At 60.0% G+C, this 26,371-nt stretch carries 27 protein-coding genes; 14 read left to right on the top strand and 13 right to left on the bottom strand.

The features are described 5' to 3' along the window. Positions 1–10: 10 nt before the first annotated feature. The gene (locus V6L81_RS22020) at positions 11–478 is read right to left on the bottom strand and encodes a PAS domain-containing protein (protein WP_095001171.1); all 468 of its coding nucleotides are present in this window, start codon (positions 476–478) and stop codon (positions 11–13) included. Positions 479–579: 101 nt separating this feature from the next. Here V6L81_RS22020 and V6L81_RS22015 point away from each other — a divergent pair, with 101 nt between their 5' ends. Then, positions 580–1,035, top strand: coding sequence for a flavodoxin (locus V6L81_RS22015; protein WP_095001172.1), 456 nt, complete (start codon positions 580–582; stop codon positions 1,033–1,035). Here the strand turns inward: V6L81_RS22015 and V6L81_RS22010 are convergent. Then, positions 1,016–1,912 carry a LysR family transcriptional regulator gene (locus tag V6L81_RS22010; RefSeq protein WP_095001173.1) on the bottom strand — a complete coding sequence of 299 codons (897 nt, stop codon included), beginning with the start codon at positions 1,910–1,912 and terminating at the stop codon, positions 1,016–1,018. The two genes, V6L81_RS22015 and V6L81_RS22010, sit on opposite strands and share 20 nt — an antisense overlap. Before the next feature lie 99 nt (positions 1,913–2,011). Between V6L81_RS22010 and V6L81_RS22005 the strand changes: the two genes are divergently transcribed. From V6L81_RS22005 to V6L81_RS21995, 3 genes are all read left to right on the top strand, one after another. Further along, positions 2,012–2,398: a CidA/LrgA family protein gene (locus V6L81_RS22005; RefSeq protein WP_095001174.1), complete on the top strand. Its 387-nt coding sequence runs from the start codon at positions 2,012–2,014 to the stop codon at positions 2,396–2,398. Then, entirely contained in the window at positions 2,388–3,074 is a 687-nt protein-coding gene (locus V6L81_RS22000; RefSeq protein WP_095023067.1) for an LrgB family protein, read from the top strand. Before V6L81_RS22005 ends, V6L81_RS22000 begins: the two co-directional genes overlap by 11 nt. A 457-nt stretch (positions 3,075–3,531) precedes the next feature. Continuing rightward, a complete protein-coding gene (locus V6L81_RS21995; RefSeq protein WP_338660331.1) occupies positions 3,532–3,906 on the top strand; it encodes a hypothetical protein in 375 nt (124 codons plus the stop codon). Positions 3,907–3,918: 12 nt separating this feature from the next. Here the strand turns inward: V6L81_RS21995 and V6L81_RS21990 are convergent, their stop codons facing one another. Next, positions 3,919–4,713 carry an IclR family transcriptional regulator gene (locus tag V6L81_RS21990; RefSeq protein ID WP_095001178.1) on the bottom strand — a complete coding sequence of 265 codons (795 nt, stop codon included), beginning with the start codon at positions 4,711–4,713 and terminating at the stop codon, positions 3,919–3,921. Between the two features lie 164 nt (positions 4,714–4,877). Between V6L81_RS21990 and hmgA the strand changes: the two genes are divergently transcribed. The 4 genes from hmgA (at position 4,878) to V6L81_RS21970 (ending at position 9,392) form a co-directional block, all read left to right on the top strand. After that, positions 4,878–6,182: a homogentisate 1,2-dioxygenase gene (hmgA, locus tag V6L81_RS21985; RefSeq protein WP_338660330.1), complete on the top strand. Its 1,305-nt coding sequence runs from the start codon at positions 4,878–4,880 to the stop codon at positions 6,180–6,182. A gap of 3 nt (positions 6,183–6,185) precedes the next feature. Then, on the top strand, positions 6,186–7,490 hold the full coding sequence (fahA, locus tag V6L81_RS21980; protein ID WP_130871992.1) for a fumarylacetoacetase: 1,305 nt from the start codon (positions 6,186–6,188) through the stop codon (positions 7,488–7,490). Positions 7,491–7,502: 12 nt separating this feature from the next. Then, positions 7,503–8,141 carry a maleylacetoacetate isomerase gene (maiA, locus tag V6L81_RS21975; RefSeq protein WP_315266759.1) on the top strand — a complete coding sequence of 213 codons (639 nt, stop codon included), beginning with the start codon at positions 7,503–7,505 and terminating at the stop codon, positions 8,139–8,141. Positions 8,142–8,366: 225 nt separating this feature from the next. Continuing rightward, positions 8,367–9,392, top strand: coding sequence for a Glu/Leu/Phe/Val dehydrogenase dimerization domain-containing protein (locus V6L81_RS21970; RefSeq protein ID WP_095018259.1), 1,026 nt, complete (start codon positions 8,367–8,369; stop codon positions 9,390–9,392). On the opposite strand, the gene V6L81_RS21965 is transcribed toward V6L81_RS21970, so the two are convergent. From V6L81_RS21965 to V6L81_RS21955, 3 genes are all read right to left on the bottom strand, one after another. Beyond that, positions 9,368–9,760 carry a MerR family transcriptional regulator gene (locus V6L81_RS21965; RefSeq protein WP_095018224.1) on the bottom strand — a complete coding sequence of 131 codons (393 nt, stop codon included), beginning with the start codon at positions 9,758–9,760 and terminating at the stop codon, positions 9,368–9,370. The two genes, V6L81_RS21970 and V6L81_RS21965, sit on opposite strands and share 25 nt — an antisense overlap. A 30-nt stretch (positions 9,761–9,790) precedes the next feature. Beyond that, on the bottom strand, positions 9,791–10,366 hold the full coding sequence (locus V6L81_RS21960) for an NAD(P)H-dependent oxidoreductase (RefSeq protein ID WP_095001390.1): 576 nt from the start codon (positions 10,364–10,366) through the stop codon (positions 9,791–9,793). A gap of 78 nt (positions 10,367–10,444) precedes the next feature. Further along, complete coding sequence (locus tag V6L81_RS21955; RefSeq protein ID WP_016781842.1) at positions 10,445–10,702, bottom strand: YebG family protein; 258 nt, start codon at positions 10,700–10,702, stop codon at positions 10,445–10,447. Positions 10,703–10,971: 269 nt separating this feature from the next. On the opposite strand from V6L81_RS21955, the gene V6L81_RS21950 reads away from it, so the two are divergent. Beyond that, positions 10,972–11,472 carry a phosphate-starvation-inducible protein PsiE gene (locus V6L81_RS21950; protein ID WP_016781843.1) on the top strand — a complete coding sequence of 167 codons (501 nt, stop codon included), beginning with the start codon at positions 10,972–10,974 and terminating at the stop codon, positions 11,470–11,472. Between the two features lie 74 nt (positions 11,473–11,546). On the opposite strand, the gene V6L81_RS21945 is transcribed toward V6L81_RS21950, so the two are convergent. The 4 genes from V6L81_RS21945 to V6L81_RS21930 all read right to left on the bottom strand — a co-directional run bounded on the left by V6L81_RS21945 (position 11,547) and on the right by V6L81_RS21930 (position 16,191). Beyond that, entirely contained in the window at positions 11,547–11,975 is a 429-nt protein-coding gene (locus tag V6L81_RS21945) for an HPF/RaiA family ribosome-associated protein (RefSeq protein ID WP_095001183.1), read from the bottom strand. A gap of 202 nt (positions 11,976–12,177) precedes the next feature. After that, positions 12,178–14,514 carry a TonB-dependent Fe(3+) dicitrate receptor FecA gene (gene fecA, locus V6L81_RS21940; protein ID WP_338660329.1) on the bottom strand — a complete coding sequence of 779 codons (2,337 nt, stop codon included), beginning with the start codon at positions 14,512–14,514 and terminating at the stop codon, positions 12,178–12,180. A gap of 226 nt (positions 14,515–14,740) precedes the next feature. Beyond that, positions 14,741–15,706 (bottom strand): FecR family protein, encoded by a 966-nt coding sequence (locus tag V6L81_RS21935; RefSeq protein ID WP_338660703.1) that lies wholly within the window; start codon positions 15,704–15,706, stop codon positions 14,741–14,743. Beyond that, positions 15,703–16,191 (bottom strand): sigma-70 family RNA polymerase sigma factor, encoded by a 489-nt coding sequence (locus tag V6L81_RS21930; protein ID WP_095001186.1) that lies wholly within the window; start codon positions 16,189–16,191, stop codon positions 15,703–15,705. Before V6L81_RS21930 ends, V6L81_RS21935 begins: the two co-directional genes overlap by 4 nt. A 182-nt stretch (positions 16,192–16,373) precedes the next feature. On the opposite strand from V6L81_RS21930, the gene V6L81_RS21925 reads away from it, so the two are divergent. The 3 genes from V6L81_RS21925 (at position 16,374) to V6L81_RS21915 (ending at position 20,511) form a co-directional block, all read left to right on the top strand. Then, complete coding sequence (locus tag V6L81_RS21925) at positions 16,374–16,928, top strand: RNA polymerase sigma factor (RefSeq protein ID WP_095024916.1); 555 nt, start codon at positions 16,374–16,376, stop codon at positions 16,926–16,928. Further along, positions 16,925–17,911 carry a FecR domain-containing protein gene (locus tag V6L81_RS21920; protein WP_371926136.1) on the top strand — a complete coding sequence of 329 codons (987 nt, stop codon included), beginning with the start codon at positions 16,925–16,927 and terminating at the stop codon, positions 17,909–17,911. The genes V6L81_RS21925 and V6L81_RS21920 overlap by 4 nt, the downstream gene beginning before the upstream one ends. A 182-nt stretch (positions 17,912–18,093) precedes the next feature. After that, positions 18,094–20,511 (top strand): TonB-dependent receptor, encoded by a 2,418-nt coding sequence (locus V6L81_RS21915; protein WP_095001189.1) that lies wholly within the window; start codon positions 18,094–18,096, stop codon positions 20,509–20,511. Between the two features lie 11 nt (positions 20,512–20,522). Here the strand turns inward: V6L81_RS21915 and V6L81_RS21910 are convergent, their stop codons facing one another. After that, a complete protein-coding gene (locus V6L81_RS21910) occupies positions 20,523–21,395 on the bottom strand; it encodes a helix-turn-helix domain-containing protein (protein ID WP_130871995.1) in 873 nt (290 codons plus the stop codon). A gap of 118 nt (positions 21,396–21,513) precedes the next feature. Here V6L81_RS21910 and V6L81_RS21905 point away from each other — a divergent pair, with 118 nt between their 5' ends. Next, entirely contained in the window at positions 21,514–22,410 is an 897-nt protein-coding gene (locus tag V6L81_RS21905) for a DMT family transporter (RefSeq protein ID WP_095018257.1), read from the top strand. A 112-nt stretch (positions 22,411–22,522) separates the two neighbouring features. Here V6L81_RS21905 and V6L81_RS21900 read toward each other — a convergent pair whose 3' ends face one another. Together V6L81_RS21900 and V6L81_RS21895 are read right to left on the bottom strand one after the other, a co-directional pair. Next, on the bottom strand, positions 22,523–23,512 hold the full coding sequence (locus V6L81_RS21900) for a D-glycerate dehydrogenase (RefSeq protein WP_095024913.1): 990 nt from the start codon (positions 23,510–23,512) through the stop codon (positions 22,523–22,525). 170 nt (positions 23,513–23,682) lie between these two features. After that, positions 23,683–24,615 (bottom strand): LysR family transcriptional regulator, encoded by a 933-nt coding sequence (locus tag V6L81_RS21895; RefSeq protein ID WP_095001197.1) that lies wholly within the window; start codon positions 24,613–24,615, stop codon positions 23,683–23,685. 223 nt (positions 24,616–24,838) lie between these two features. Here V6L81_RS21895 and V6L81_RS21890 point away from each other — a divergent pair, with 223 nt between their 5' ends. Beyond that, positions 24,839–26,350, top strand: coding sequence for an efflux transporter outer membrane subunit (locus V6L81_RS21890; RefSeq protein ID WP_095018218.1), 1,512 nt, complete (start codon positions 24,839–24,841; stop codon positions 26,348–26,350). The last annotated feature ends 21 nt before the right edge of the window (positions 26,351–26,371 follow it).

Here is a 26,371-nt window from a genome sequence, read left to right as displayed (position 1 = left end):
ACCGTAATTTCTACGTTTTGTTTAATCCGCTCGTCGCCTTGAGCGCCTGCAGTTCAGCCTGAACCGAGGCCAGTCGGGCTTCGAGCTGGGCGACCCGCTGCTGGGCCTTTACCTGCAAGGTGACGTCTTTTTGCACGCCAATAAAGTATGTCAGCTTGTCGTTTTCGTTAAACACCGGCGTGATCGACAGTTCATTCCAGAAGTGCGTGCCGTCCTTGCGATAGTTGCGCAGGATCTGGCGGGTGGGCTGACCGCTGGCAATCGCCTCGCGGATCAATTGCAGGCCCTGCTGGTCACGGTCGCCGGCCTGCAAGAAGCGGCAGTCCTGATAGAGGATGTCGTCGCGGCTGTAGCCGGTGAGGGTTTCAAAGGCGTTGTTTGCATAAATCAGGATGTTGTCTTCACCTTCTTGTTCGGCAACGACAATGCCGTCCTGGGACGCGTCCACCATGCGTTGTAATAAACGGGCGTTGATCATTGAGTGGTTCTCCAGAGAGGCATACAGATGGGCGCATGGTAAGGCATCGCTGCCAGACCTGTTAATATCCCAGGCTTTTAGTCAGCTACAGGATCAGATTGATGAAAGTCGCCATCCTTTCCGGCTCGGTGTACGGCACCGCTGAAGAAGTCGCCCGCAATGCGAAACAACTGCTGACCGATGCCGGTTTTGAGGTTTTGCTCAATACCCGCGCCACTTTGGCCGATCTCCAGGCGTTTGCTCCCGAAGCGCTGCTGGCGGTGACCTCGACCACGGGCATGGGCGAGCTGCCGGACAATCTCGTGCCACTGTACAGCGCCATCCGTGACCAGTTGCCAGGCGCCTGGCGCGGGCTGCCTGGGGCAGTGATTGCCCTGGGTGATGAAAGTTACGGTGACACGTTTTGTGGCGGTGGTGAGCAAATGCGCGAACTGTTTGCCGAGCTTGGCGTGCGTGAAGTGCTGCCGATGCTGCGTTTGGACTCCAGCGTCACGGTGACTCCGGAGGAAGACTCCGAGCCGTGGATTGCAGAACTGATCAAAACACTGAAGCCGTAACCGGGCGTTCACGCAGCAGCTCAAGCCAGGCCTGGGCTGCCCGTGACAGATACGCGCCATCACGCCAGATAAACGCGATATCCCAGCGCAAGTCATCCGGTGCGAGCAGTTTGAGCCGCACCACCCCGGGGCGCACCAGCCCGCGGGCGACCACACTGGGCAGCAACACTACGCCCTGGCCTGCAGCCACCAATGCCACCAGAAAATCCGCCTGGCCACTGCGCCCGCCTTCGTTGGGGGTAAAGCCTGACTGCTGGCAGGCTTTGAGCACCCGGTCGTTGAGCACAAAGCTGCGCTGGTAGAGCAAAAAGGGCGTATCAGCCAATTGCTCAAGTCTTACGCCAGGCCCCTCGGCCAGCGGATGATCGGCCGGGAGCAGAACATCCAGCGGCTCGTCACAAAACGGCTGATAAGCAAACGCGGGATTATTCGGGGTCAGGCTGCCGCCCAGCTCCAGTTCGCCGCTCAAAACGGCCTGTTCGATATTCAAGCTGCCTTCTTCGAGCAACTGCACCCGGATATTCGGGTAGCGTCGACGGTATTCGGCAAACAGCCCGGCAAACAGGGTGTTGCTGCCCAGCAGCGGCAGGCCCACCCGCAGTTCCCCCCGGGTCATCTGGCTCAAGTCGTCCAGCTCGCTCAACAACTCCCGATGCAAGCGCAGCATGCCTTCGGCCCGCTGCAACACCACATTGCCCGCTGCCGTCAGCCGCACCTGAGAACCCAGGCGGTCGAACAGCGGTGTACCGAGGCTGTGCTCGAGCTGCGCCACTTGTTTGCTCACCGCTGACTGGCTGATATGCAAGCTGTGGGAGGCGGGGGTAAAACCGCCCTGGCGGGCGACTTCGACAAAGGTGCGCAGGTGTTTGAATTCCATTGGCGTGATTCCATTTTGGAATGGCTACAAGTCTGACAATTCGTTTCCGGGATGTTAGCAGGCTCTTTAAACTGGAAACCTGTCTGAAATGGAAACAACATGAAACGCTTCGATGTAAAACGCCTGGGTCGGTTGGTCAGTGAACTGGCCGTTTTGTTGGCGCTGTATTTTCTGGGCTGCCAGCTGGCAACCTGGGGGCACTTGCCGATCCCGGGCGGGGTGGTGGGCATGGCGCTGCTGTTGCTGGCGTTTGCCCTGGGCTGGGTCAGACCGGCGACCCTGCAATTGGGGGCCGGTGTGTTGATGGCCGAAATGCTGTTGTTTTTCATCCCTGCACTCATGAGCCTGCTTGATTACGGTGTAATCGTGCGTGATGAAGGTTGGCGCATCCTGTTGGTCATTGGCGTGAGTACCTTGCTGGTGATGGTGGTGACGGCGTTTACTGTGGAAGCGGTGTGCCGCTGGAGGATGCGTCATGAAGTTTGAACTGATGCCCATGTTCTGGCTGCTGTTCACGCTGTTGACCTACGCCTTCAGCCGCTGGCTGTACCGGCGTACCGGGCGATACCTGTTGTCTCCGCTGATCCTGGTCCCGGCCTTGCTGCTAGCCGTGGCCGTGCCGTTGCACACTGCCTATGCTGAATACTCAAGCAATACCCATTGGCTGATGCTGGTTCTGGGGCCGGTAACGGTGGCCTTTGCCGTACCGATCTGGCAGCAACGCAATTTACTGGCCCGTCACTGGGTGGCGTTGCTGCTGGGGATGCTGGCGGGCAGCGCGGCGTCCATTGGCAGTTCGTTCTGGCTGGCCCGGGCGCTGGCGCTGGACACCTCATTGACCATGTCGCTGGTGCCGCGCTCCATCACCACACCGTTTGCCATGCCGCTGGCACAGGATCTGGGTGGCGTACCTGAGCTCACGGCGGTGTTTGTAATGTTCACCGGTGTGTTTGGCGCGTTGCTGGGCGGTATTTTGCTCAAGTGGTTGCCGCTGCGCAGCAGTCTGGCCCGGGGCGCCCTGTTTGGTATCGGCGCTCATGGCGCAGGGGTCAGCCGTGCCCGCGAAGTGGGCAGTGAGGAAGGCTCGGTAGCAGGCTTGGTGATGGTGCTGACCGGCATCCTTAACCTGTTTGCCGCGCCGTTGCTGGCGATGGTGTTCTAGTTCTTAAACCCGCCACATACCCCGTGGGAGCGGGCTTGCTCGCGATTGACTCAACTCGGTCTTACTGGAAAACCGTGTCGATGCCATCGCGAGCAAGCCCGCTCCCACAGATTTTTTCGGGCACCATAAAAAAGGCCGCTGTAAAACAGCGGCCAAGGAAGACGTTCATCAAGGAGCTACAAATCAACGTCAGGGTAAATCGGGGAGAGCAGAGTCGATGCGACTCGATGCGTGTCCGTGTTGCGAAGTCCGGCAAGCTTAAGGGCTGGCCCGCAGCGGAGTAAGCCCGGTTTGGGACAATCTGTATTACAGCTACGGCAACAGTCCTTGTGCGGTAACTATGTGCCGCACACCTGCTGTCGTCCCGGTGTTGAATGAGCCTTCACACGGACTCTCCAGGTCGACTTGAACCGTGCACGACGCCGGATGGGCCTGGAGCACTGACAGGAGGTTCACCATGACCCGTAATGAAAAACCCGCATCGCCGATCAACAGCTTCAGCCTCAAACCCAGCGCAGTAGTGATCGAGCGCGTGCGCTCGTTTCTTGACGAGCGACTCCAGCCCCAGGGCCTGGATTGCAGAAGCATCTATCTCAATACGGTGAATAACATCGTTGACCAGACCCTGACGTACAGTCAGAGCCTGCTGGGCCTGGGTGTGGATACGCTGGAGTGGGGCGCTGTGCAGGCCCATGATGACTGGGAGTCGGGGGTGTTTTCCCGGTCCTGGACATTCGATGACAGCCTGCGAGTGGATCAACCGTCCATGGCCGACATCGAGCAGATGATGAAAGACCTGCTCGATGAGGCCAAATACGAGTGGATGGTCTAAAACAATGAGCTGTCAGGCTGGCTGATAACCCATCCGCCAACTGATGGCCTGGCTCGCGGCCAACAAGCGTTTGGCTGCGGGCCCGTTTTCATCGGCGTGGAACAGGGAGGTGGGACCAACCACTGTCAGTACGGCCGCCACCTGACCGGTCGCATTGAACACCGGGGCCGACAAGGCATCGACGCCAGGCATCAGCAAGCCATGGACGAAGTGCAGGCCGCGCTGGCGGATTTGACTGCAAAGTGCGACGTAGGCTGCAGGTGTTTGCAGCGGATGCACCTGATCGGTCTTGAACTCCAGTTCGCGCAAGTCGGCGGTTTCGCGATCCGGTAAAAAAGCGTTGAACACCAGCCCCGTGGATGAACTCAGCAATGGCAATACCGAGCCCAGCTGGGTCACCACCGTGACCGCCCGCACCGCCGGCTCGATATGCACCACGGTCGCGCCCTGGTTACCCCACACCGCCAAAAAGCAGGTTTCGTTCAAGTCGTCGCGCAGTTCGGCCAGGGGCAGGCTGGCGACCTTGAGCACATCCATGCTGTTGAGCGCAGCCAGTCCCACACGCAACGCCTCGCGCCCCAAACCGTAATGATTGGTGGCGACATTTTGCTCGGCAAACCCGCTGGCAATCAGTGCCTGTAAATAGCGATGCACCTTGCTCGCGGGCATTTGCACGTGTTCGGCCAGGCGCGACAGCGATGTGGAGGGTGAGAGCTCGGCCAGCGCCTTGAGGATGTCAGTGCCGACCTCGGCCGAACGCACTTTTTGCTTGCCGGTGCTGTCGTTGCTGCTGCGGGGCTTTTCCATGGAAGTGTTTATATCTCGGGACGAATGGGCGTCTTTATAGCTTGACGCTTGTTACCAATCAAATTACGTTATGCGTAATTGAATTACGATAAAAATAACGCAGCGACGCGCAAATGCCTTCAGCGCAGGGCGCAGTCATCTGCCTTCTCCATGCTGGAGGCTCCATGAACGTCGATTCGCCTTTGTCAGGTCTTGGCTATCTGTCCGGGTTTGGCAACGAATTCAGCAGCGAAGCATTGCCCGGCGCCCTGCCGGTGGGTCAGAACTCCCCGCAAAAAGCCCCCTACGGTCTGTACGCCGAATTGTTTTCCGGAACTGCGTTCACCATGGTGCGCAGCGAGGCGCGGCGTACGTGGATGTACCGCATCCAGCCGTCAGCCAACCATCCGGCGTTCGTCAAACTGGAGCGGCAACTGGCTGGTGGCCCGTTGGGCCCGGTGACGCCGAATCGCTTGCGCTGGAACCCGCTGCCGATTCCTGCCGAGGCTACGGACTTTATCGACGGCCTGGTGGGCATGGTGGCCAATGGCGGGTCGGATAAACCCTCGGGCATCAGCATTTACCATTACTGCGCCAATACTTCGATGCAGCGGGTGTTTTTCAATGCCGACGGCGAAATGTTGCTGGTTCCCGAGTCGGGGCGTTTGCGCATTTGTACCGAACTGGGGCGTCTGGATCTGCAGCCTCTGGAGATCGCGGTCATCCCTCGCGGTCTCAAGTTTCGTGTCGAGTTGCTCGACCCGCAGGCCCGTGGCTATGTTGCCGAGAACCATGGTGCACCGCTGCGCCTGCCTGATCTGGGGCCGATTGGCAGTAATGGCCTGGCCAACCCTCGCGACTTTCTGACTCCGCTCGCCCACTACGAAGACGGTGCGCGCGCTACGCAACTGGTGCAAAAATTTCTTGGTGAGTTGTGGGGCTGCGAGCTGGATCATTCGCCGCTCAACGTAGTGGCCTGGCATGGCAACAACGTGCCGTACAAATACGATCTGCGCCGCTTCAACACCATCGGCACTGTCAGCTTCGATCATCCCGATCCATCGATTTTTACTGTTTTGACTTCGCCTACCAGCGTACCGGGACTGGCCAACCTCGATTTCGTGATTTTCCCGCCGCGCTGGATGGTGGCTGAAAACACCTTCCGGCCACCCTGGTTCCACCGCAACCTGATGAACGAATTCATGGGCCTGATCCAGGGCAGTTACGATGCCAAGGCCGAAGGCTTCCTGCCCGGCGGTGCATCGCTGCACAGCTGCATGAGCGCCCACGGGCCGGACGGCGAAACCTGTACCAAAGCCATTGCGGCCGAGCTGCAACCCAGCAAGATCGAAAACACCATGGCCTTTATGTTCGAAACCAGCCAGGTGTTGCGCCCCAGCCGGTTCGCCCTGGAGTGCCCGCAGCTGCAATCGAACTACGACGCTTGCTGGGCCACGCTGCCCGTGACCTTCACCCCGAACCGGAGATAACCCATGACCCAGTCCACTTTGACCCGCAGCTGGATCGCCTCCGCCAACGGCCACAGCGACTTCCCCCTGCAAAACCTGCCCATGGGCATTTTCAGCATTGATGGCTCGGCGCCACGTAGCGGGGTGGCTATTGGCGATGCCATTTTCGACCTGGAAGCCGGGCTGGCAGCGGGGCTGTTTGAAGGTCAGGCCAAGATAGCCGTAGAGGCTTCGTTGGGCGGGGCGTTGAATAGCTACTTTGCCCTGGATCGGGGCGCCCGGGTTGCCCTGCGCGAGCGTTTGCAGGAACTGCTGGGGGAGGGCAGTTCCCTGCGCGGCAAAATCGAAGCCCAGGGTTCCCGCCTGCTGCCACTGGCAGCTGATTGCCAGATGCACCTGCCGGCCAAAATCGGCGACTACACCGACTTTTATGTGGGCATTGAGCACGCCAAAAACGTCGGCAAGCTGTTCCGCCCGGACAACCCGCTGCTGCCCAACTACAAGTATGTGCCGATTGGCTATCACGGGCGCGCCTCGACCATTCGCCCGTCCGGTGCCGAAGTTCGGCGCCCTAAAGGCCAGACCTTGCCTGCCGGGCAGACCGAGCCAACCTTTGGCCCGTGCGCCCGCCTGGACTACGAACTGGAACTGGGCATCTGGGTTGGCAAAGGCAATGATATGGGCGATGCCATCCCGGTCAGCGAAGCTGCAGAGCACATTGCCGGCTTCTGCCTGCTCAATGACTGGTCGGCACGGGACATCCAGGCCTGGGAATACCAGCCGCTGGGCCCGTTTCTGTCCAAAAGCTTTATCACCAGTATCTCGCCGTGGGTGGTGAGTGCCGAGGCGCTGGAACCATTCCGTCGCGCGCAACCGGCCCGTCCTGAGGGTGATCCACAGCCACTGGCTTACCTGCTCGATACCAGGGATCAGGCCAATGGCGCGCTGGATATTGAACTTGAAGTGCTGCTGCTGACCGAGGCGATGCGCGAGCAGAACCTGCCAGCCCATCGTCTGGGCTTGAGCAACAGCCTGAACATGTACTGGACCGCGGCCCAACTGGTGGCTCACCACAGCGTCAACGGCTGCCAGTTGCAGTCCGGTGACCTGTTCGGTTCGGGCACCTTGTCGGGCCCGGCCCGTTCGCAACTGGGCAGCCTGCTGGAAATCACCGAGGGCGGTAAACACCCGATAGAACTGGCTTCAGGCGAAGTGCGTAAATTTCTGGAGGATGGTGACGAAATCATCCTGCGTGCCCGCTGCGCCCGTGAAGGCCATGCTTCCATCGGTTTTGGCGAGTGCCGGGGCAAGGTTGTTGCCGCGCGCTAAAAGGAGCGGGTCATGGAACTCTTCACCTATTACCGCTCAACCTCGTCTTACCGGGTGCGTATCGCGCTGGCCCTGAAAGGGCTGGATTATCAGGCGGTGCCGGTCAATCTGCTCGTACCGGCTGGCGGTGAACACCGTCAGCCGGCGTATCTGGCCATCAACCCGCAGGGCCGCGTGCCGGCCTTGCGTACCGATGAAGGCTGCGTCTTGACCCAGTCGCCAGCAATCATCGAGTACCTTGAAGAGCGCTATCCCCAGGTGGCGCTGCTGTCCGCTGACCTCGCCACCCGCGCTCATGAACGGGGGGTAGCGGCTCTGGTTGCTTGTGATATCCACCCGTTGCACAACGTCAGCGTGCTCAATCGACTGCGCCAGTTGGGGCAGGATGAGGAGCAGGTGGTGGAGTGGATCGGTCACTGGATCGGCCAAGGACTGGCAGCCATCGAGCAGTTGATCGGTGACGAAGGTTACTGCTTTGGCGCGCAGCCCGGGTTGGCGGATGTGTATTTGATCCCTCAGCTGTACGCGGCGCAGCGTTTTGGCGTGCCAATGGCGGCGTACCCGCGCATTGCCCGAGTGGCAGCGCTGGCTGAGCAACACCCGGCCTTTATCCAGGCGCATCCGGCCAATCAGCCTGACACTCCGGCCTGACCTCACTCTGTGTGTGGGAGCGGGCTTGCTCGCGATCGAATCAACGCGGTCTTGCGTAATAACCGTATTGCCTGCATCGCGAGCAAGCCCGCTCCCACAGAACCCTATCCCGCCGGGATATGTCCGAAACCCTGAAAACCGCGCAGGCTTATTCCTGAGCTCTTCAACGAATTTTCTGGCGCCACCTATACTGGCGTTTACCCATAATCGTTCGAGGGCCTGATGATGTTTGCTCTTATGCAAAGCGCTCAGCTCGAGTCGCTGCACCTTAGTGTAGACCCCGTTACAGGCCTTAAAGCCGTGATAGCCATCCACAACACTCGCCTGGGGCCGGCGCTGGGGGGCTGTCGTTATCTTGCTTACCCCAATGACGAAAGTGCAGTCGGTGATGCCATCCGCCTGGCCCAAGACATGAGCTACAAAGCCGCGCTGGCAGGGCTGGCTGTTGGAGGGGGGCAGGCTGTGGTGGTGCGTGCGGCCCACGTTGATAGTCGCGCGGCGCTGTTTGAGGCTTTTGGTCGCTGTGTGGACCAACTGGACGGGCGCTATATCACGGCAATTGACAGCGGCACCTCCACTGCCGATATGGACTGCATTGCTCAGCACACCCGGCATGTCACCAGCACCACTGCTGCGGGGGATCCTTCGCCGCATACGGCCATGGGGGTTTTTGCCGGCATTCGCAGCACCGCATCGTCGCGATTGGGTAGCGACAACCTCGAAGGTTTGCGGGTGGCGGTGCAGGGCCTGGGCAAAGTGGGTTACGCGCTGGCCGAACAGCTGCATGCTGCGGGCGCCGAATTGCTGGTCTGCGATACCGACCCCGGCAAAGTGCGCCTGGCCATGGAACAACTGGGGGCGCACCCGATTGCCTGCGAAGCCTTGCTCAGCACACCCTGCGATATCCTTGCGCCGTGTGGTCTGGGCGGCGTATTGAACTGGCACAGCGTCGCGCAACTGCGCTGCTCGGCTGTGGCCGGGTGTGCCAATAACCAGCTGACCAATCTACAAGTGGCCGATCAGCTCGAGCGGCGGGGGATTTTGTATGCCCCGGATTACGTCATCAATTCCGGCGGGCTGATCTATATGGCCCTGACCCATGAAGGTGCCGCCCCCGAGGCCATCAACCAGCAGTTGCTGCAGATCAGTCAGCGCCTGACCGGCATCTATGCTCACGCCCAGGCCGAAAAGCGTTCACCGGCACGGGTTTCGGACGAGCTGGCTCATCAATTGTTGTACCCCAAGGACTGAACACAGGCCAGGTCCAGTTCCGGGCCTTCCATGGCAAAGCGTGTTTCAAACTCTTCCAACCCCGCATGCACCTGTTGCAACGCTTCGATCTGATTCATTACGGCGTGTTTTTTGCGGGCGATGGCGTTGCTCACGACCTCCCATGGCAGCGTCTGGCCGCGGTGTTGATCAAGGATGGCCTGCATTTCCTTGAGCTTGAAGCCCAGCTGTTGCGCGCATTTGATAAATGTCAGCAGTTCAACGCTTTGCTCGCTGTAGATGCGATAAGCGCCACGGCGTTGCGGTGCAGGTAACAGGCCGATTTCTTCGTAGTGGCGAATGCTTTTGACGGTGGTGCCCGACAATTGGGCGGCTTTGCCGATGTACATGAAAAGTCCTTTTAATCGCCGCCCGCCGAATTATCGAGTGGCGAGCTTGCGTGCCTCTAGAAGCCAGGCGTCTCTTTGATGAGGCGTGGCGTTCAGGATGGGGCCAAACGTCAGGGTGGCGGTGGGTTTTATGCCACAAAACGCCAGTGTGGTTTTGCGTATCTGATGCAGCCCCGGCATGCGGTACACCCATCTGTAGTACCACGGCGGGGTGTCCATCGTCACCAGCAGGTGCGCGCTGCGGCCTTTCAGTAGCTTGTCGGGGAAAGCCTTGCCCTTGCGGTATTGAAAGGCAAAACCGGGCAGCAGGATGCGATCGAAAAAGCCTTTGAGCAATGCGGGGATTCCGCCCCACCAGATCGGGTAGACCAGCACCAGGTGTTCGGCCCAGAGGATGTTGGCCTGGGCGTGGAGCAGGTCAGGCTCCAGTGCCTGGACCTCCTGATAGCCTTCGCGCAGCACCGGGTCGAAGCGCAGGGCGCCCAGGCGCATGATGCGTACTTCATGGCTGGCATCCTTGGCGGCAGCTATGTAGCTGTCTGCCAGTGCGCTACAGAAACTGTTCGTGCCGGGGTGACCGAGAATCACCAGTACTCGCTTGCTCATCATGACGCCAACCTCAAAGGGGGCCTTTGAGGGTAGAGGCTGCCCCGTAGGGGAGAGTCAAGCGAGAACCGGGGGCGATTACTCGCTGTCGACCAGCAACTCGGACAGGGCGTCCGGCTGGCTCTTGAATGCCTTGGCAAACACATCGCGATTTTTCGCCATGTAGATACCGGCTTCTTCGACTTGCTGCTCGTTCAGGGACGGCACAGCTTTTTGCAACACTTCGGCCAGCAACTCTGCCAGTTCCAGCATTTTGTCATGACGGTCAGCTTCGGCTTTATCCATGAACAAACGCTCCAGATCTCGGCTGCTGCGGTATACCACTTCGACGGCCATTTACCACCTCATATGCCTTCACGTAAATTATCTAGCGATTACTGTATTTATATACAGCTAAAAGGATAAGCCAATCATCGGGATTTGAATAGCGGCTTTTTCACTCTAGCTGTAATTGATAGGCGCAGCGGGCGCCCGACGTGTCTAATTGCCGCCCGCCATCATCTTAAGTGAGCAGCATCAGGCTGCCACATGGCCTTTTTTCTGCATGTTAAAAGCGTCATGTGCATCGCGGATGATCCGTTCGAGTCGATTCAAGGAGCTGCATCGTGAGAGTTAACAAAGCTGAGAAGCTACGTCGCCAGGTTCATGAACTGGCCGAGTCGATGGGCAACCTGTTCGTCGAAACCTTCCATTACCTGGCATTGTTTGCCATTGGCGCGGTCACTGCCTGGGCGGCGGTGATGGAATTCCTGGGAATGGTGGAGAAGGGCAACATCACGATTGATGACATCCTGCTGCTGTTTATCTACCTCGAGCTGGGGGCAATGGTCGGGATTTATTTCAAGACCAACCACATGCCCGTGCGCTTCCTGATTTATGTGGCGATCACGGCGCTGACCCGCTTGCTGATTTCCAATGTGTCCCATCACAACCCGCCAGACATGGGAGTGGTGTACCTGACCGGGGCGATCCTGTTGCTGGCCTTCGCCATTCTGGTGGTGCGCTATGCGTCTTCGCAGTTCCCGTCGGTGAAGATCGAGAACCCTCATCGCAAGACCGGTGCCGGTTCCGGCGAGCATCCGGAAGTGGAGAAGGGGGAATTGTAAGTCGATTTTACATATGAAAAAGGGCGGGCTTACCAAGGTAAGCCCGCCCTTTTTTGTGCCTCACTGACGTTCAATCAGCTGATCTTGTCGAGTTCCTTTTCTTTCTCCAGGAACTCTTCTTCAAGCAAGTCATCAGCGGTCTGCTTTGGCTCTTTTGCCTCAAACCCTTCCGGGGCGAGGGTCACTGTACGTTTGCCACGCAGCTTGCCGAACAGGTGCTCCAGAGCGTGCTCCAGTTTTTGAGCAGCACCCTCCACAGCCTGGGTCAGTGAATCAGCGTCGTGGGATACGAGAATTGGCTGGTGTCCTTTAGGTCGAGCCTCCATTTTGCAGCGTTTGTCCTTGGGACCGGACTTGCCGCCATTTTCATCACTGAGATGGACCTCGACCCGGGTCAGATCTTCCAAATGGCGTTCGAGCGTGACTTCAACAGTAGCGGTGACCCAGTCCTGGGTGCGTTTGTCACTGTCGATGTGTTTATCGGAAAAGACGTGAGTAAGCATAGTTCTTCCCTTATATAAGCGTGCTCGTGTGAGGTCTGACGGCCTTGGGTGTACAAAGGTTCATCGTCATCGCTCAGTTACAGTGTTTGGGCCGATGAGCAAATATTTCAAGCACTATTTTCAGGAAGTCTTTCAAGTCGTGACCGGTGTCAGTCTTTGCCTGTAGGAAAAGCCCGCGTGTGCGGGCTTTAGCCAATTTAAATCAAAATGCGACAGAGGTTTGTACATAGAGCGTGCGTGGCTCGCCCACGTATTTGCCCTTGTTGTTGTCGTCAAACGAGCGGGTATAGTACTCGTGGTTGAGGATATTTTTGACTCCCACAGCCACGTTAAGGTCGGACAGCTGGTGGCCAAAGTCATAGCCCACACGGCTGTTGAAGACCATATAGCCTGGGATCAAACCGGTGCTGCCGTCAGCGCTTTCGGCGCGGGTATTGGCGTTGTCGGCGAACTGGTTGCTTTGGAAGGTGCTGTCCAGGTTGGCTTTCCACGGCCCCTCGGTATAGCCGACGCCGATGCTGCCTTTGTTTTTCGAGGAGAACGGCACACGATTGCCTTTGTTCGGCCCGTCTTCGCGGATGGTCGCGTCAACATAGGCATAGGTGGCGTATACGTCGAACCCCACCAGTACCGGGCTCAGGCCATCCAGCGCGTAGTTGACGCTGGCCTCGATGCCCTGATGACGGGTCTTGCCCCGTGCGATCACCGTGTCGGTGGTTTGGTTGCTGTCGTACTGGTTGTTGAAGTTGATCAGAAATGCGCCGATCTCCGCGCGCAGGTTGCCATTGTCGTAGCGAGTGCCAATTTCCCAGGTGCGCGCTTTTTCCGGTTTTACTTCGCCGCCGGTAACGCGATTGGGCATCTGGCTGTACTGCACGCTGCCGAAGGAGCCTTCGGTATTGGCATACAGATTCCAGCTGTCGGTCACGTGGTACATCACGTTCAGGGCGGGAAGCGGAGTGTTGTAGTCGCCCTTGTATTTGACGTTGGTCAGCAAGTTGGTTTGCTGTTGTTCAATCATTTCGTAGCGAATGCCCGGAGTGAAGGTCCATTTGCCGATGTCGATCTTGTCGTCGATAAAGAATGCATGGGCTTCGGTGGCACCACGGGTGTCGCGGTCATTGCGGCTGTTGGTGGTGGGCAGTTCATTGGCGGCAATCGGCGTGCGGTAGCGCAACTCATGGCCGGCTTCGTTGATATAACGATAACCTGCGCCCACTTCGTGGCTGCTGTTGCCCAGATCAAAGCCCTGGGCTATGCGGGTTTCGATCCCGCGCACCCAATATTCCCGCGGTGACAGCGAGAGGAAGCTGCCCTGGTCCAGATACCCGCTGCGCAGGGTCTTGGTGAAGAAGCTGTTGACGGTGAATTCACGGCGATCTTCCTGGTAGCGATAGCCAAAGTTGACCAGGGTGCGACGGCCCCAGAACTTGTCGTTGGGGCGGGTCGACTGATACGGGTCAGCCTTGTAGGCCGCGGTGCTCAGGCCGCCGGGCATATCGGCCTCGCCATCGTAGTATTGGGCCATGGCGTGCAGGCTGTTGGCTTCGTCGATCTGATAGTTGCCCTTGAGGATCAGGTCGTCGATGCGTGTGTCGCTATGCTGGCGCCAGTCGCCGCCGCGTACGCCGGAATACAGCAGGGCGCCGCCGAGGCCGTTGTCGGCGGTGCCGCCGGCCAGCAGGTTGGCGGTTTTCTTGAAGCCATCCTGGGTGGACGATGGGCTGGTTTCGGTTTGCAGGCCAACTTTTACAGTCGGTTCGTCAGGAATGGCGCGGGTCACGAAGTTGACGATACCGCCGACGTTCTGCGGGCCATACCGCACGGCACCGCCGCCACGCACTACGTCTACCGCATCCATATTGCCCATGCTGATGGGGGCAAACGACAGCTGCGGCTGACCGTAGGGGGCGAAGGGCACGGGAATGCCGTCCATCAACACGGTGGAACGGGTCGCCAGGCGCGGGTTGAGCCCGCGGATACCGAAGTTCAGGGCCATGTCATGGCTGCCGGTGCCGTTGTTTTCCGGAGCGTTGACGCCAGGGATGCGGTTGAGCACTTCGCGGGCACTGGTGGCGCCCTGGCGTTCGAACTCTTCGCGGCGGATCACGTCACGGGCGCCGGGGTGTTCGAACACATCGGTTTGCGCCGCGTCGCCGAGCCAGTCACCGACCACGCTGGAAGCGCCCAGCTCAATGCTTGCCGGAGCTGTCGAGGTGGTTGCCGGTTGCAGGCTGAATGCCCCCTGGCCTTCAGCGCGGGCTTGCAGGCCAGTGCCTTCAAGCAGGGCCTGCAAGCCTTGTTCTGGATCGTAGGTGCCTTCGAGGCCCTTACTCTGCATACCGCTGGCGGCGGCGGAGCTGAACGAAATCAGCACCCCGGCTTCGCGTCCGAATTGGTTGAGAGCGTTTTCCAGCGATGACGGTGCGATGTGGTAAGCCTTGGCGTCGGCAAATGCCATCGGCAGGACGCTGAAACTCAAACTGGCACCTAATAGCAAGCGGGCCAGGGACGTAAGACGGAAGGGCTGAGCGGGCATGAGGGATCCTGTGGGGATGAGAATCTAAGTGGCTTACCTTCTCTGTCACGCCAGATCCGAAATCGGCTCACATTTTTTGAAAATAAAATGCACACCCTTTGTGGGAGCGGGCTTGCTCGCGATTGGATCGCCGTGGTGTGACTGGCAGACCGCGTTGTTGCCATCGCGAGCAAGCCCGCTCCCACAACAAGCTCGCTGCTACAACACGTCCGTTTGCACAGAGCCGTTACACCCGCGCTTCAACCGTTACCCAATAGCGGGTAAAGCGCTTGATTCGCACTGGCAAGCTGACGGCAAGCAGGTCCAGCACGCGTTCGCTGTCGTCCACCGGGTAGGTGCCGGAGATCAGCAGGTCGGCGACTTTTGGGTCGCAGTTGAGCTGGCCCCGGCGATAGCGGCCCAGTTCGACGAGAAAATCCGCCAGGCGCATATGCGCAGCAACCAGCATGCCGTCGGTCCACGCACCGCTCCCCGCATCCAGAGGGCGCGGGGTGTTCCAGGCCTGGCGGGTGAAGCTCAGTTGCTGGTGCGGCTCAACCCACAATGCACTACCCGTATGCGCCGTTGGCATCAACGCAACCCGGCCCTCGAACACGGCGATTTCAGTGCGGTCGCCAAATTGGCGCACATTCAGGCGGGCGCCCTGGGGCTGCAAGCTGCCGTGGGCGGTGAGCACCTGCAAGGGCCGCGAATCCCGGGCGGCGGTGAGCAGCATTTCGCCTTCGAGCAGGCGGATGACTCGTTGCTGGGCATCGAATTTCACATCCACCGCGCTGGCGGTGTTGAGCTGGAGCTGGCTGCCATCATGCAACTGCAGGTTGCGCCGCTGGCCCACCGGTGTGCTGAAGTCTGCCAGCAACGGGGTGACGGGCAACTGCTCGCGCAGGCCCCAGGTCAATGCCGAGCCTGCGCCTAAAAGCAGCAACAGCTTCAATGCCTGACGGCGACTGCTGCTTTTGGGCGCGTTCAGGGCCGCATGGGCCAGTGGCGACGACAAACCGCGCAAGCGCTGGTTGATGCGCTGGATATGCTCCCACGCCCGCTGGTGTTCAGGATGGGCGTGTAACCATTGCTCCCAGGCCTGCTGGCGCCTGGGACTGAGCGCACCGCCCTGCATTTCGACCAGCCAGCTGACTGCTTGCTCGGCCACCGCCGTGCCGATGTCGGGCGGTGCATTGAAGGCACCGTTCACAGGGCGAAGTAGCAACGCAGGGCTGCCTTGCTCAAATGACGTTTGACCGTGGCAATCGAGATACCCAGTTGAGCGCCGATTTCTGCGTAGCCCAGGCCATCGACCTGAGCCAGTAAAAAGGCCCGTTTGACCGGGGAAGGCAGGCCGTCGAGCAATTGATCGAGCTCCATCAGGGTTTGCAGAATGATTGCGCGTTCTTCTTCACTGGGGGCAACCTGTTCGGGCAGGTCAGCCAGGGCCTGCAGGTAGGCGCGCTCCAGATCCTGGCGGCGATAGTGATTGAACAGCACGCGCTTGGCGACCACGGTCAAAAACGCCCGGGGTTCGCCAGGGGGCGGGGTTTCGCGGGCGGTCAGCAGCCGCATGAAAGTGTCCTGGGCCAGGTCGGCGGCATTCTGCGGGCAGCCGAGCTTGCGCCGCAACCAGCCCGTGAGCCAGCTGTGGTGGTCCTGATACAGAACCTCGACGGTGTTTGACTGCGACAACGACCACTCCGGCTGCGCTGAATAACGCTTTAGAGAACAAGAATTGTTCGCATTGTAGGGGTGGCTTTATGCATTGAGCAATCACCACTTATCAAGGGCGGTCGCGCAGCCCGTCATCTGCTTTTGCATATGAGAATATTTATCATTAGTATCGCTTTCCTTTTGCCTGCGCATCGATCTCCATGACCCCACCCGAACTCAAGGATGGCCCTACCAGCGAACCGCGCCAGGGACGAGCGCATTTCCTGCAGGTGTTTCTTAGCCAACGTCCGCAGATGGAAGCGCTGGTGAGCCGCCGCGTGGGCTGCCGGGCTACGGCCGCGGATCTGGTGCAGGATTTGTTTTTGCGGTTTTGGCGGCGGCCGTTGGTGCAGGTTGAAGAGCTGAGCACCTATCTGCTGCGCTGTGCGGGCAATATCGCCATCGACCATTTGCGCAGCGAAGGTACGCGCGAGCGGGTCAGCCATCACTGGCAGCCTGAACCGGACGCCAGAAGCTGCGAGCCCCAGGCCGCTCTGGAAGCCGGAAATGACTTGCGCCAGGTCGAGGCGGCATTGCGCAGCCTGCCCGAGCGCACACGGCATATCTTTTTGCTCAACCGTATTCACGGTCGCACCTATGCCGAGATCGCCAAGGTCATGGGCGTGTCGCAAAGTGCTGTCGAAAAACACATGATGCGTGCCCTGGAGGCCTGCAAGGCCAGTCTGCGTGAGCCGCCATCAGGGGCAGCATTGTGAACCGTCATTCGAGAGTTGCCGTGACAGCCGAGCAAGAGCGTGCCGCGTTGGACTGGCTCAGTGTGCTGCACGACCGGCCCGACAGTGGCGATCAGGCCACCTTCAGTCGCTGGCTGCAGGCTGACCCTGCCCATGCCGAGGCCTATGCCCAGGCGCAGGTGGTGTGGGAGCTGAGTGAAGTGGCGGCCAGTACCCTGGCTGACGAAGAGTCGCTGGCCCTTCAGCGATACCTGTCGGCTATGGATACATCCCGGCGCGGTCGCCTGCGGCATTGGGCCGGTGGGTTGGCCATTGCTGCATGCCTGCTGCTGATGGTCGGTGTATTTGCCGGTTGGCAACCGGCGCGCTGGGTGGACGATCTGGGCGCGGACTATGTGAGCGCGCCTGGGCAAGTGCGCACTGTGGTGCTGGCCGATCAAACGCAGGTCACGCTGGATGCCGACAGCGCCATTGCGGTGAACTTCAGTGGTGGTGAACGCCATGTGCAATTGCGCCGTGGTGTGGCCTTCTTTCACGTCACCCATACCGGCGCGCCCTTTGTGGTAGATGCCGACGGCGGTGAAGCGCGGGTCCTGGGCACCGAATTTGAGGTGCGCCTGCAACCGGGCGGGGCGCAAGTCACGGTGTTGTCCGGGCGGGTAGGGGTCAAGGCTGGCAAGGATTCGGCTCAGCAGATTCTTACTGCCGATCAGCAAATTGCCTACGACGCTGGGGTTACCGATGCCGTGCATCACGTTGACAGCCAGAGCCGTCTGGGCTGGCGCTCGGGCTGGTTGAGCTATTACAAAACCCCGCTGGCTGATGTCGTGGCCGATCTCAGGCGTTATTACCCGGGGCAGATTGTGTTGCTCAACAGCCAGTTGGGTGCCAGGAAAATCAGCGGCAGTTTCCCCAGCCAGGACCCGCAAGCCGTGCTCAATTCGTTGCAGGGCGTGCTCGGATTTGAGCAGCACAGCGTGTTAGGGCTGATTGTGTTGCGTTGACGCGCCCTCCACATATCCCTGTGGGAGCGGGCTTGCTCCCACCGTTTTCCCACAGGCGGTCTGTGGCGGCATCCCGGATTTTTTTTCATTGCGTGGTGAGGTAAACCCCGGCCCCATCCGTGTAGTGCTTGAAAATGCGAAAAATTCGTATTCCGTATCAGGTCAACACACAGGTCATGAGCATGAAGTCCAGGGCAAGTTCGGTGAAACAGTGGTTGGGAGCTTCTGCATTCGTGATGGCCGGGTTGGCGCTAAACCCGCTTTATGCGGCCATGGCTGCCGAGGCGCCGCAACAGCAGGCCGAAGCCTTGTTCGATTTCAACCAGCCGGCGAAACCTCTGCCCCAGGCGCTCAACGACTTTTCCCGGCTGACCGGCCTGAGCGTGGTCTACACCGATGAAGCCCCCTTTGGCCTGCAAGCGCCGGCGATCAAGGGACGCATGAGTGCCGGGCAGGCTTTGCAGCAGTTGCTCGCGCAGTCTGGCTTCAATGGGCGGCGTACCGACGCCAACACTTTTGCCCTGGAACCCCAGCCCACCGCAGGCGCCCTGAACCTGGGGGCCACCAGCATTACCTCGCTGGCCACAACCGACACCAGCTACCAGCCACCAGCCACCACTTCGGTGATGCGCGGCACGGGCTCATCCATGGAAGTGCCGCAAACCATCAATGTGGTTGCCGCCCAGGTGATTCGCGACCAGGCGCCGCGCAATCTGGATGATGCCCTGAACAATGTCAGCGGCATCACCCAGGGCAACACGCTGGGCAGTACCCAGGACTCGGTGATGAAGCGCGGCTTTGGTGACAACCGTGACGGTTCGATCATGCGCGACGGTATGCCGCTGGTGCAGGGCCGGGCGATGAACGCTACCACCGAACGGGTCGAAGTGCTCAAGGGGCCGGCCTCGTTGCTCTACGGGATTCAAGATCCGGGTGGTGTCGTCAACGTGGTCAGCAAAAAGCCGCAGCTGGAGCAGTACAACGCGGTGACGGTGCGTGGGTCAACCTACGGTTCGGGTAAAAACGGCGGCGGTGGCAGCCTCGACAGCACCGGCCCGCTGGGTGACTCGGGGCTGGCCTACCGGATGATCATCGATCATGAAGATGAAGATTACTGGCGCAATTTTGGGGTGCATCGCGAAACCCTGATCGCGCCGTCGCTGGCCTGGTACGGCGACAACACCCAAGTACTGCTGGCGTACGAACACCGCGAGTTCCTGACCCCGTTCGACCGTGGCACGGCCATCAATCCGGCGACCAACCATCCGCTGGACATTCCGGCCACGCGCCGCCTGGACGAGCCGTTCAACAATATGGAAGGGCGCTCGGACCTGTACCGCCTTGAAGTCGATCACGACCTCAACGACGACTGGAAAGCCCATTTCGGCTACAGCTGGAACCGCGAAACCTACGACGCCAGCCAGGTTCGGGTTACCAAGGTCAACTCCGACGGCACCCTGACGCGAAAAATGGACGGCACCAAAGGCGCCATCACCACCGACCGTTTCAGCACCTTCAGCTTGCAGGGCAAGGTTCAGGCCGCTGGCATGCAGCATGACCTGGTGTTTGGCGTGGACGACGAATACCGCAAAATCTATCGCGCCGAGCTGATCCGCCAGGACAGCCAGTCCACGTTCAATTACGAAAATCCGGTGTACGGCAATGAAGTCGCCGGTACCACTGTGAGCGCCAGTGACAGCAACCAGACCGACCTGCTGCGCAGCGACTCGTTGTTTGCCCAGGACTCGATCCACCTCACCGACCAATGGATTCTGGTGGCGGGCGCACGCTTTCAGAAGTACGACCAACTGGCGGGCAAAAGCATTCCGTTCAAGGCCAGTACCGATACCAACGGGGTGAAATGGATCCCGCGGGCCGGGCTGGTATACCGCTACACCGATGAACTGTCGTTCTATGGCAGCTACACCGAATCGTTCAAGCCCAACTCCTCGATCGCTCCGCTGACGGGCGGCGTGGTACTGGACTCCTCCATCGCACCGGAGCAGTCAAAATCCTGGGAACTGGGGGCCAAGCTGGATATCCCGGGCCGTATCACTGGCACCCTGGCCTTGTACGACATCAAAAAGCGCAATGTGCTGGTGTCCTCCACGGTGGACGATGTCACCGCATATTCGGCCGCGGGTGAAGTTCGTTCCCGGGGCCTGGAACTGGACGTCAGCGGCCAGTTGACGGACCAGTGGAGCCTGATCGGCAGCTATGCCTACACCGATGCCGAGGTGACCAAAGACACCACCTACCAGGGCATGCGTCTGCAGAACGTGGCCAAGAACAGCGGTTCGCTGTCGGCGGTCTATGACTTTGGCAGCATCGTGGGCGGTGACAAGCTACGCGTTGGCGCAGGCGCGCGCTATGTGGGCGAACGGGCGGGGGATGCCCTGAACGACTTCGATCTGCCGGGTTACACCGTGGCCGATGCCTTTGCCACCTACGACACCAAGGTTGAGGGGCAAAAGGTCAAATTCCAGGTCAACGTCAAAAACCTTTTCGACCGCACTTACTACACCTCGGCGGCCAGCCGCACCTTCGTCTCGATTGGCGATGCCCGGCAACTCACATTTTCCAGCACTCTGGAGTTCTAAGGCCGCCAGGGTTACCTGAACACCGCCCGAAACTCCCCCGGCGTGCCGCCCAGGCTTTGCTTGAAGCGGTTGGCGAAGTGGCTGGCGCTGGCGAAGCCACAGGCCAGTGCAACATGGCCCAACGCCAGTGTGCTGTTGCGCAGCAGGTCGCGGGCGCGGGCCAGGCGGCGGGCCAGCAGGTATTGATGGGGCGGTACGCCAAAGCTTTCGCGGAACATGCGGGCAAAGTGGTAAGGCGATAGCGCGCACTGCGCTGCCAACTGGCCGATGTTCAGCGGTTCGGCCAGCCGGTGCTCGATGTATTCCACCAGTTGGCGGCGCTGATAGGCCGCCAGCCCGCCCTTGAGTTGCAGCCCGTCACGCAGCCCCACCTGGGTCAGTACGGCATGGTCGAGCAGGGCGCTGGCCAGGCTGCTGGTGAGCAGGCGTTCGGCGGGCTCGTCCCAGTTGGTCTGGATCAGTTGATGAAAGCGGCGGGTTTGCTGTTCGTCATCCTGAAAGGTCAGTTCCCGCAATTGCATCTCCCGGGGTTCGCGGTCGAGCAGGGCGATGCAGCCCAGGGCTAATTGCTCCTGGCTGACATACACATGGGCCAGGCGTATTTCGCCATTGATCACCCACGCCGATTGATGATCGGCGGGCAGCACGCAGAGCTTGCCCGGTGAGCCCTTGGCGCCGGGTTGTTCGCGTCTGAAAGTACCGGTGCCGCCGGAGATATAGCACGACAAGGTGTGGTGCGTCGGTGCTTCATACTCACGGGCATCGTGGTGGTTGGTCCACACAGCAGCGGCCAAGCCTTCACCCAGCTCAGCACTGTGCACCAGACGGGCATTGGGCGAGCTGTTCATGGACTGGAAGACTTGCAGGGTATCGAATGCGGGCATGCTCGCATCCTACTCCGTCGCACTGCGGCTGCCAGCCCCGACCCCACAAAAGCGCAAGAATCTGCAAGTGCGGCCCAGGCAGCGGGCCCAGACTGAAGGCCATTGTCTGGAGTGCGCCATGAACCTGTTTTTATATGTAATGACTGTCTTGATCTGGGGCACCACCTGGATCGCCCTGAAATTGCAATTGGGGGTGGTGGCGATACCGGTGTCCATCGTTTACCGCTTTGGTCTGGCGGCGTTGGTGCTGTTTGCCGTGCTGTTGCTCAGCCGCAAGTTGCAGGTGATGAACAGGCGCGGGCATCTGATTTGCCTGGCCCAGGGGTTGTGCCTGTTCTGTGTCAACTTCATGTGTTTCTTGACCGCCAGCCAGTGGGTGACCACAGGCCTGATCGCGGTGGTGTTTTCTACCGCCACATTGTGGAATGCGCTGAATGCGCGGATTTTCTTCAAGCAGAAAATCGCCCGCAACGTGATCGCTGGCGGTGCCCTGGGCATGCTCGGGCTGGGCCTGTTGTTCTGGCCGGAATTGAGCGGGCATGCCGCCACACCGCATATTGCCCTCGGACTGGGGCTGGCGTTGATCGGCACCCTGTGTTTTTCGGCGGGCAACATGCTGTCCAGCCTGCAACAGAAAGCCGGGCTCAAGCCGCTGACCACCAATGCCTGGGGCATGCTGTATGGTGCCAGCATGCTGGCGGTGTACTGCGCGCTAAGGGGTATCCCGTTCGAAATGGAATGGAACACGCGCTATATCGGTTCGCTGTTGTACCTGGTGATACCGGGCTCGGTGATCGGCTTTACCGCGTACCTGACCCTGGTCGGGCGCATGGGGCCGGAGCGCGCGGCCTATTGCACGGTGTTGTTCCCGCTGGTGGCGCTGAATGTGTCGGCCTTTGCCGAAGGCTACCAGTGGACCCCCCCGGCGTTGGCCGGGTTGGTGCTGGTGATGCTGGGTAACGTGCTGGTGTTTCGCAAACCCAAGCCGGTGGCATTGAACGCCAAGCTGGCGTGAGTCTGTAACCCCCTGTGGGAGCGGGCTTGCTCGCGATGGCAGCGACGCGGTGTATCAGTCACACCTCGGCGATCCAATCGCGAGCAAGCTCGCTCCCACAACAGACCTTGCCTCAGCCCTTGAACACCTGCGGGTTGACCAGGTCTTGCGGGCGTTCGCCCAGCAGGGCGCTGCGCAGGTTGGCCAGGGCGCGGTTGGCCATGGCCTCACGGGTTTCGTGGGTGGCCGAGCCGATATGGGGCAGGGTCACGGCGTTTTTCAACGCGAACAAAGGTGATTCGCTCAGCGGTTCTTTCTCGTAAACATCCAGGCCAGCTCCGCGAATGGTGCCGTTTTGCAGGGCTTCGATCAGTGCCGGTTCGTCGACGACCGGGCCACGGGAGATATTCACCAGAATAGCGCTCGGCTTCATCAGCTTGAGTTCGCGCTGGCTGATCAGATGCCGGGTTTTCTCGCTCAATGGCACCACCAGGCAGACGAAGTCCGCTTCGGCCAGCAACTGGTCGAGGCTGCGAAATTGCGCGCCCAGCTCTTGCTCAAGTGCGGTCTTGCGGCTGTTGCCGCTGTACAGGATTGGCATGTTGAAACCCAGCCGGCCACGACGGGCAACGGCTGCGCCGATATTACCCATGCCGACGATACCCAGGGTCTTGCCGTAGACATCGCTGCCGAACAGGGCGGGTGGCACGCTGGCTTGCCATTGGCCGGCCTTGGTCCAGGCGTCCAGCTCGGCGACCCGACGGGCGCTGCTCATGATCAGGGTAAAACCCAGGTCGGCGGTGCTTTCGGTCAGCACGTCCGGGGTATTGGTGAGCATGATGCCGCGTTCGTTGAAGTAGTCGACATCGTAGTTGTCGTAACCCACCGAGACGCTGGAGACGACCTCAAGCTGCCGGGCATGTTCCAGCTGCTTGCGCCCCAGTTTGCGGCCGACGCCGATCAGACCGTGGGCGTGGGGCAGTGCCTCTTCGAATTGGGCGTTGATATCGCCCAGCTTGGGGTTGGGCGCGATGACGTTGAAATCCTGTTGCAGGCGCTCGATCATCTCGGGGGTGACGCGGCTGAAGGCAAGTACGGTTTTCTTGGTGCTGGAAAGGCTCATCTGAACAAGACTCATCGGCTGTCGGGAATGTAAGCACGCTAACATTCTGGCCCGCCCGCTGCCAATCCTTGACCTGTGGGAGCGGGCTTGCTCGCGATTGGGTCGTCGGGGTGTGGCAGATACACCGCGTTGTAGCAATCGCGAGCAAGCCCGCTCCCACAAAATCGCAATCAGCTATAGGTGGCCAGTTCAGTCTGATGCGCCGCCAGAATTTCCGGCAGCGAGCTTTTCAAGTATTCGACCCAGGTCTTGATCTTGGCATCCAGGTACTGGCGCGACGGGTAGATGGCGTACAGGTTCAGTTCCTGGGAGCGGTACTTGGGCAGCATGCGCACCAGCGTGCCGTTGCGCAGGCCTTCGATGGCGGCGTACACCGGCAGCACGCCGACACCCATGCCGCTGGTGATCGCGGTTTTCATCGCGTCGGCCGAGTTGACCAGAAACGGCGAAGAGTTGATCAGCACCATTTCCTGGCCTTCCGGGCCTTCAAACACCCATTTGTCCAATGCAATCACCGGGCTGACCAGGCGCAGGCAGGAATGGTTGAGCAGGTCGCTGGGCTTGGTTGCCGTGCCATTGGCTTTCACATAGCCGGGCGATGCACAGACGATGCTGTAGGTAATGCCCAGGCGCTGGGACACAAAACCCGAGTCCGGCAGCTCGCTGGCCAGCACGATGGACACGTCGTAGCCCTCGTTGAGCAGGTCCGGCACGCGGTTGGCCAGGGTCAGGTCGAAGGTCACGTCGGGGTGGGTCTTGCGGTAGCGGGCAATGGCGTCGATCACGAAGTGCTGGCCGATGCCGGTCATGGTGTGCACTTTCAATTGCCCGGCAGGGCGCGAGTGGGCGTCGCTGGCCTCGGCTTCGGCTTCCTCAACGTAGGCCAGGATTTGCTCGCAGCGCAGTAAATAGCGTTTGCCGGCTTCGGTCAGGGCGATGCGGCGGGTGGTGCGGTTAAGCAGGCGTGTTTGCAGGTGGGCCTCAAGGTTGGAGACCGCGCGCGAGACGTTGGCAGTGGTGGTGTCCAGCATGGCGGCAGCGGCCGTGAAACTTCCGGCTTCGGCCACACAACTGAAGGCGCGCATGTTTTGCAAAGTGTCCATGAAGTGCTCTCAAGGGGCGATATAGGGGACAGCAACCAATTACACAGCAACAAATTGTGACATGAAGTTTCAGGCTTTACAGGCCGCTTTTCATTCGACCAACGGATTATCCCAAGAACGGTAATAAAGATTCACATTTATGCCCGCTTATCGTTGTGCCTGCCAAGTCATAGACTTCTCTATCTCAAGCCTCATCCTCCCTCCTTTTCAGGAATTTGCAGCAGTGCAGCGTCGCATCAGCAGAGAGCTTAAAGCCCTCAGTGTTCTGGCTTTATCGTTAGCATTAAACGGCTGCATTGGTTTTGGTGGCATCGCGCCCAAGGGCAGCATGCTTCCCGCCAATACGCTGGCCACCGACGAGGCGATTCAAAGCGCCGCGAAAGACGCGAACTGGCCCAAAGCCCAATGGTGGCACGCTTATGGCGACCCGCAACTGGATGAGTGGATCAGCCTTGCCGTACAGGGTAGCCCAACGATGGCAATGGCTGCAGCCCGTGTGCGTCAGGCCCGGGCCATGGCCGGGGTTGCCGAGTCGGCCGAGTCGCTGCAAATCAACGCAGATTCGACGCTCAAACGGCACAACTGGCCCTCGGACCAATTCTATGGCCCGGGTGCATTGGACAACTCCACAACCTGGGACAACAACGCCGCGCTGGGCTTCAGCTTTGCCCTGGACTTGTGGGGCCGCGAAAGCAATGCCACAGAGCAGGCCGTGGACATGGCGCACATGAGTGTGGCCGAAGGTCGTCAGGCCCAGCTCGAACTGCAGAACAACGTGATTCGTGCCTATATCCAACTGTCGCTGCACTACGCCCAGCTCGATATCGTCGAATCGACTCTGCACCAGCAAGAACAGATTCTCGATCTGGCGCAAAAGCGTCTGGACGGCGGTATCGGCACCCATTTTGAAGTCAGCCAGGCGCAGGCGCCGCTGCCCGAGATTCATCGCCAGATTGACGCCCAGGAAGAAGAAATCGCCTTGACCCGCAACCAGTTGTCGGCGCTGGCCGGTAAGGGCCCGGGGGAGGGTGCACGCCTCAAGCGACCAACCCTCGCCCTGGCCACTGCACTGAAACTGCCGTCGAGCCTTCCTGCTGAACTGCTGGGACAGCGTCCTGATGTGGTTGCCAGCCGCTGGGAAGTGGCAGCCCAGGCCCGCGGCATCGATGTGGCGCACGCCGGTTTCTACCCCAACGTAGACCTGGTGGGCAGCATCGGCTTTATGGCCACCGGTGGTAGCGCGCTGGGTTTTCTGACCGGCAAGAAGCTCAACTACAACGTTGGCCCGGCCATTTCCCTGCCGATCTTCGATGGCGGTCGCTTGCGCTCGGAACTGGGCGTGGCCTCTGGTGGCTATGACATGGCCGTGGCCAAGTACAACCAGACCCTGGTGACTGCGCTCAAGGGCATTTCCGATCAGTTGATCAAGCGCGAGTCGATGGAAAAACAGCAGGTCTTTGCCGCCGAGTCGGTGCAGGCCGCGCAAAAAACCTACGACATCGCCGTGGTCGCGTTCCAGCGTGGTCTGACCGACTACCTCAACGTGCTCAATGCACAAACCCTGCTGTTCAAGCAGCAGCAGATCCAGCAGCAGGTCCAGGCCGCCCGCCTGAGCGCCCACGCCGAGCTGGTGACGGCGCTGGGTGGCGGCCTTGGTGCTGGCAACGATGTGCCCAGGGACGATCGCTATGTGCCCGACAAACCGCCGGCCGTCATGGCGCTGTTCAACCACTGAACCTGACCACCAATCCCCCTC

It is taken from the genome of Pseudomonas bubulae, assembly GCF_037023725.1.
In the GTDB taxonomy this organism is placed as follows: Bacteria; Pseudomonadota; Gammaproteobacteria; order Pseudomonadales; family Pseudomonadaceae; genus Aquipseudomonas; species Aquipseudomonas bubulae.
This window is presented reverse-complemented; position numbering and strand designations above follow the sequence as displayed.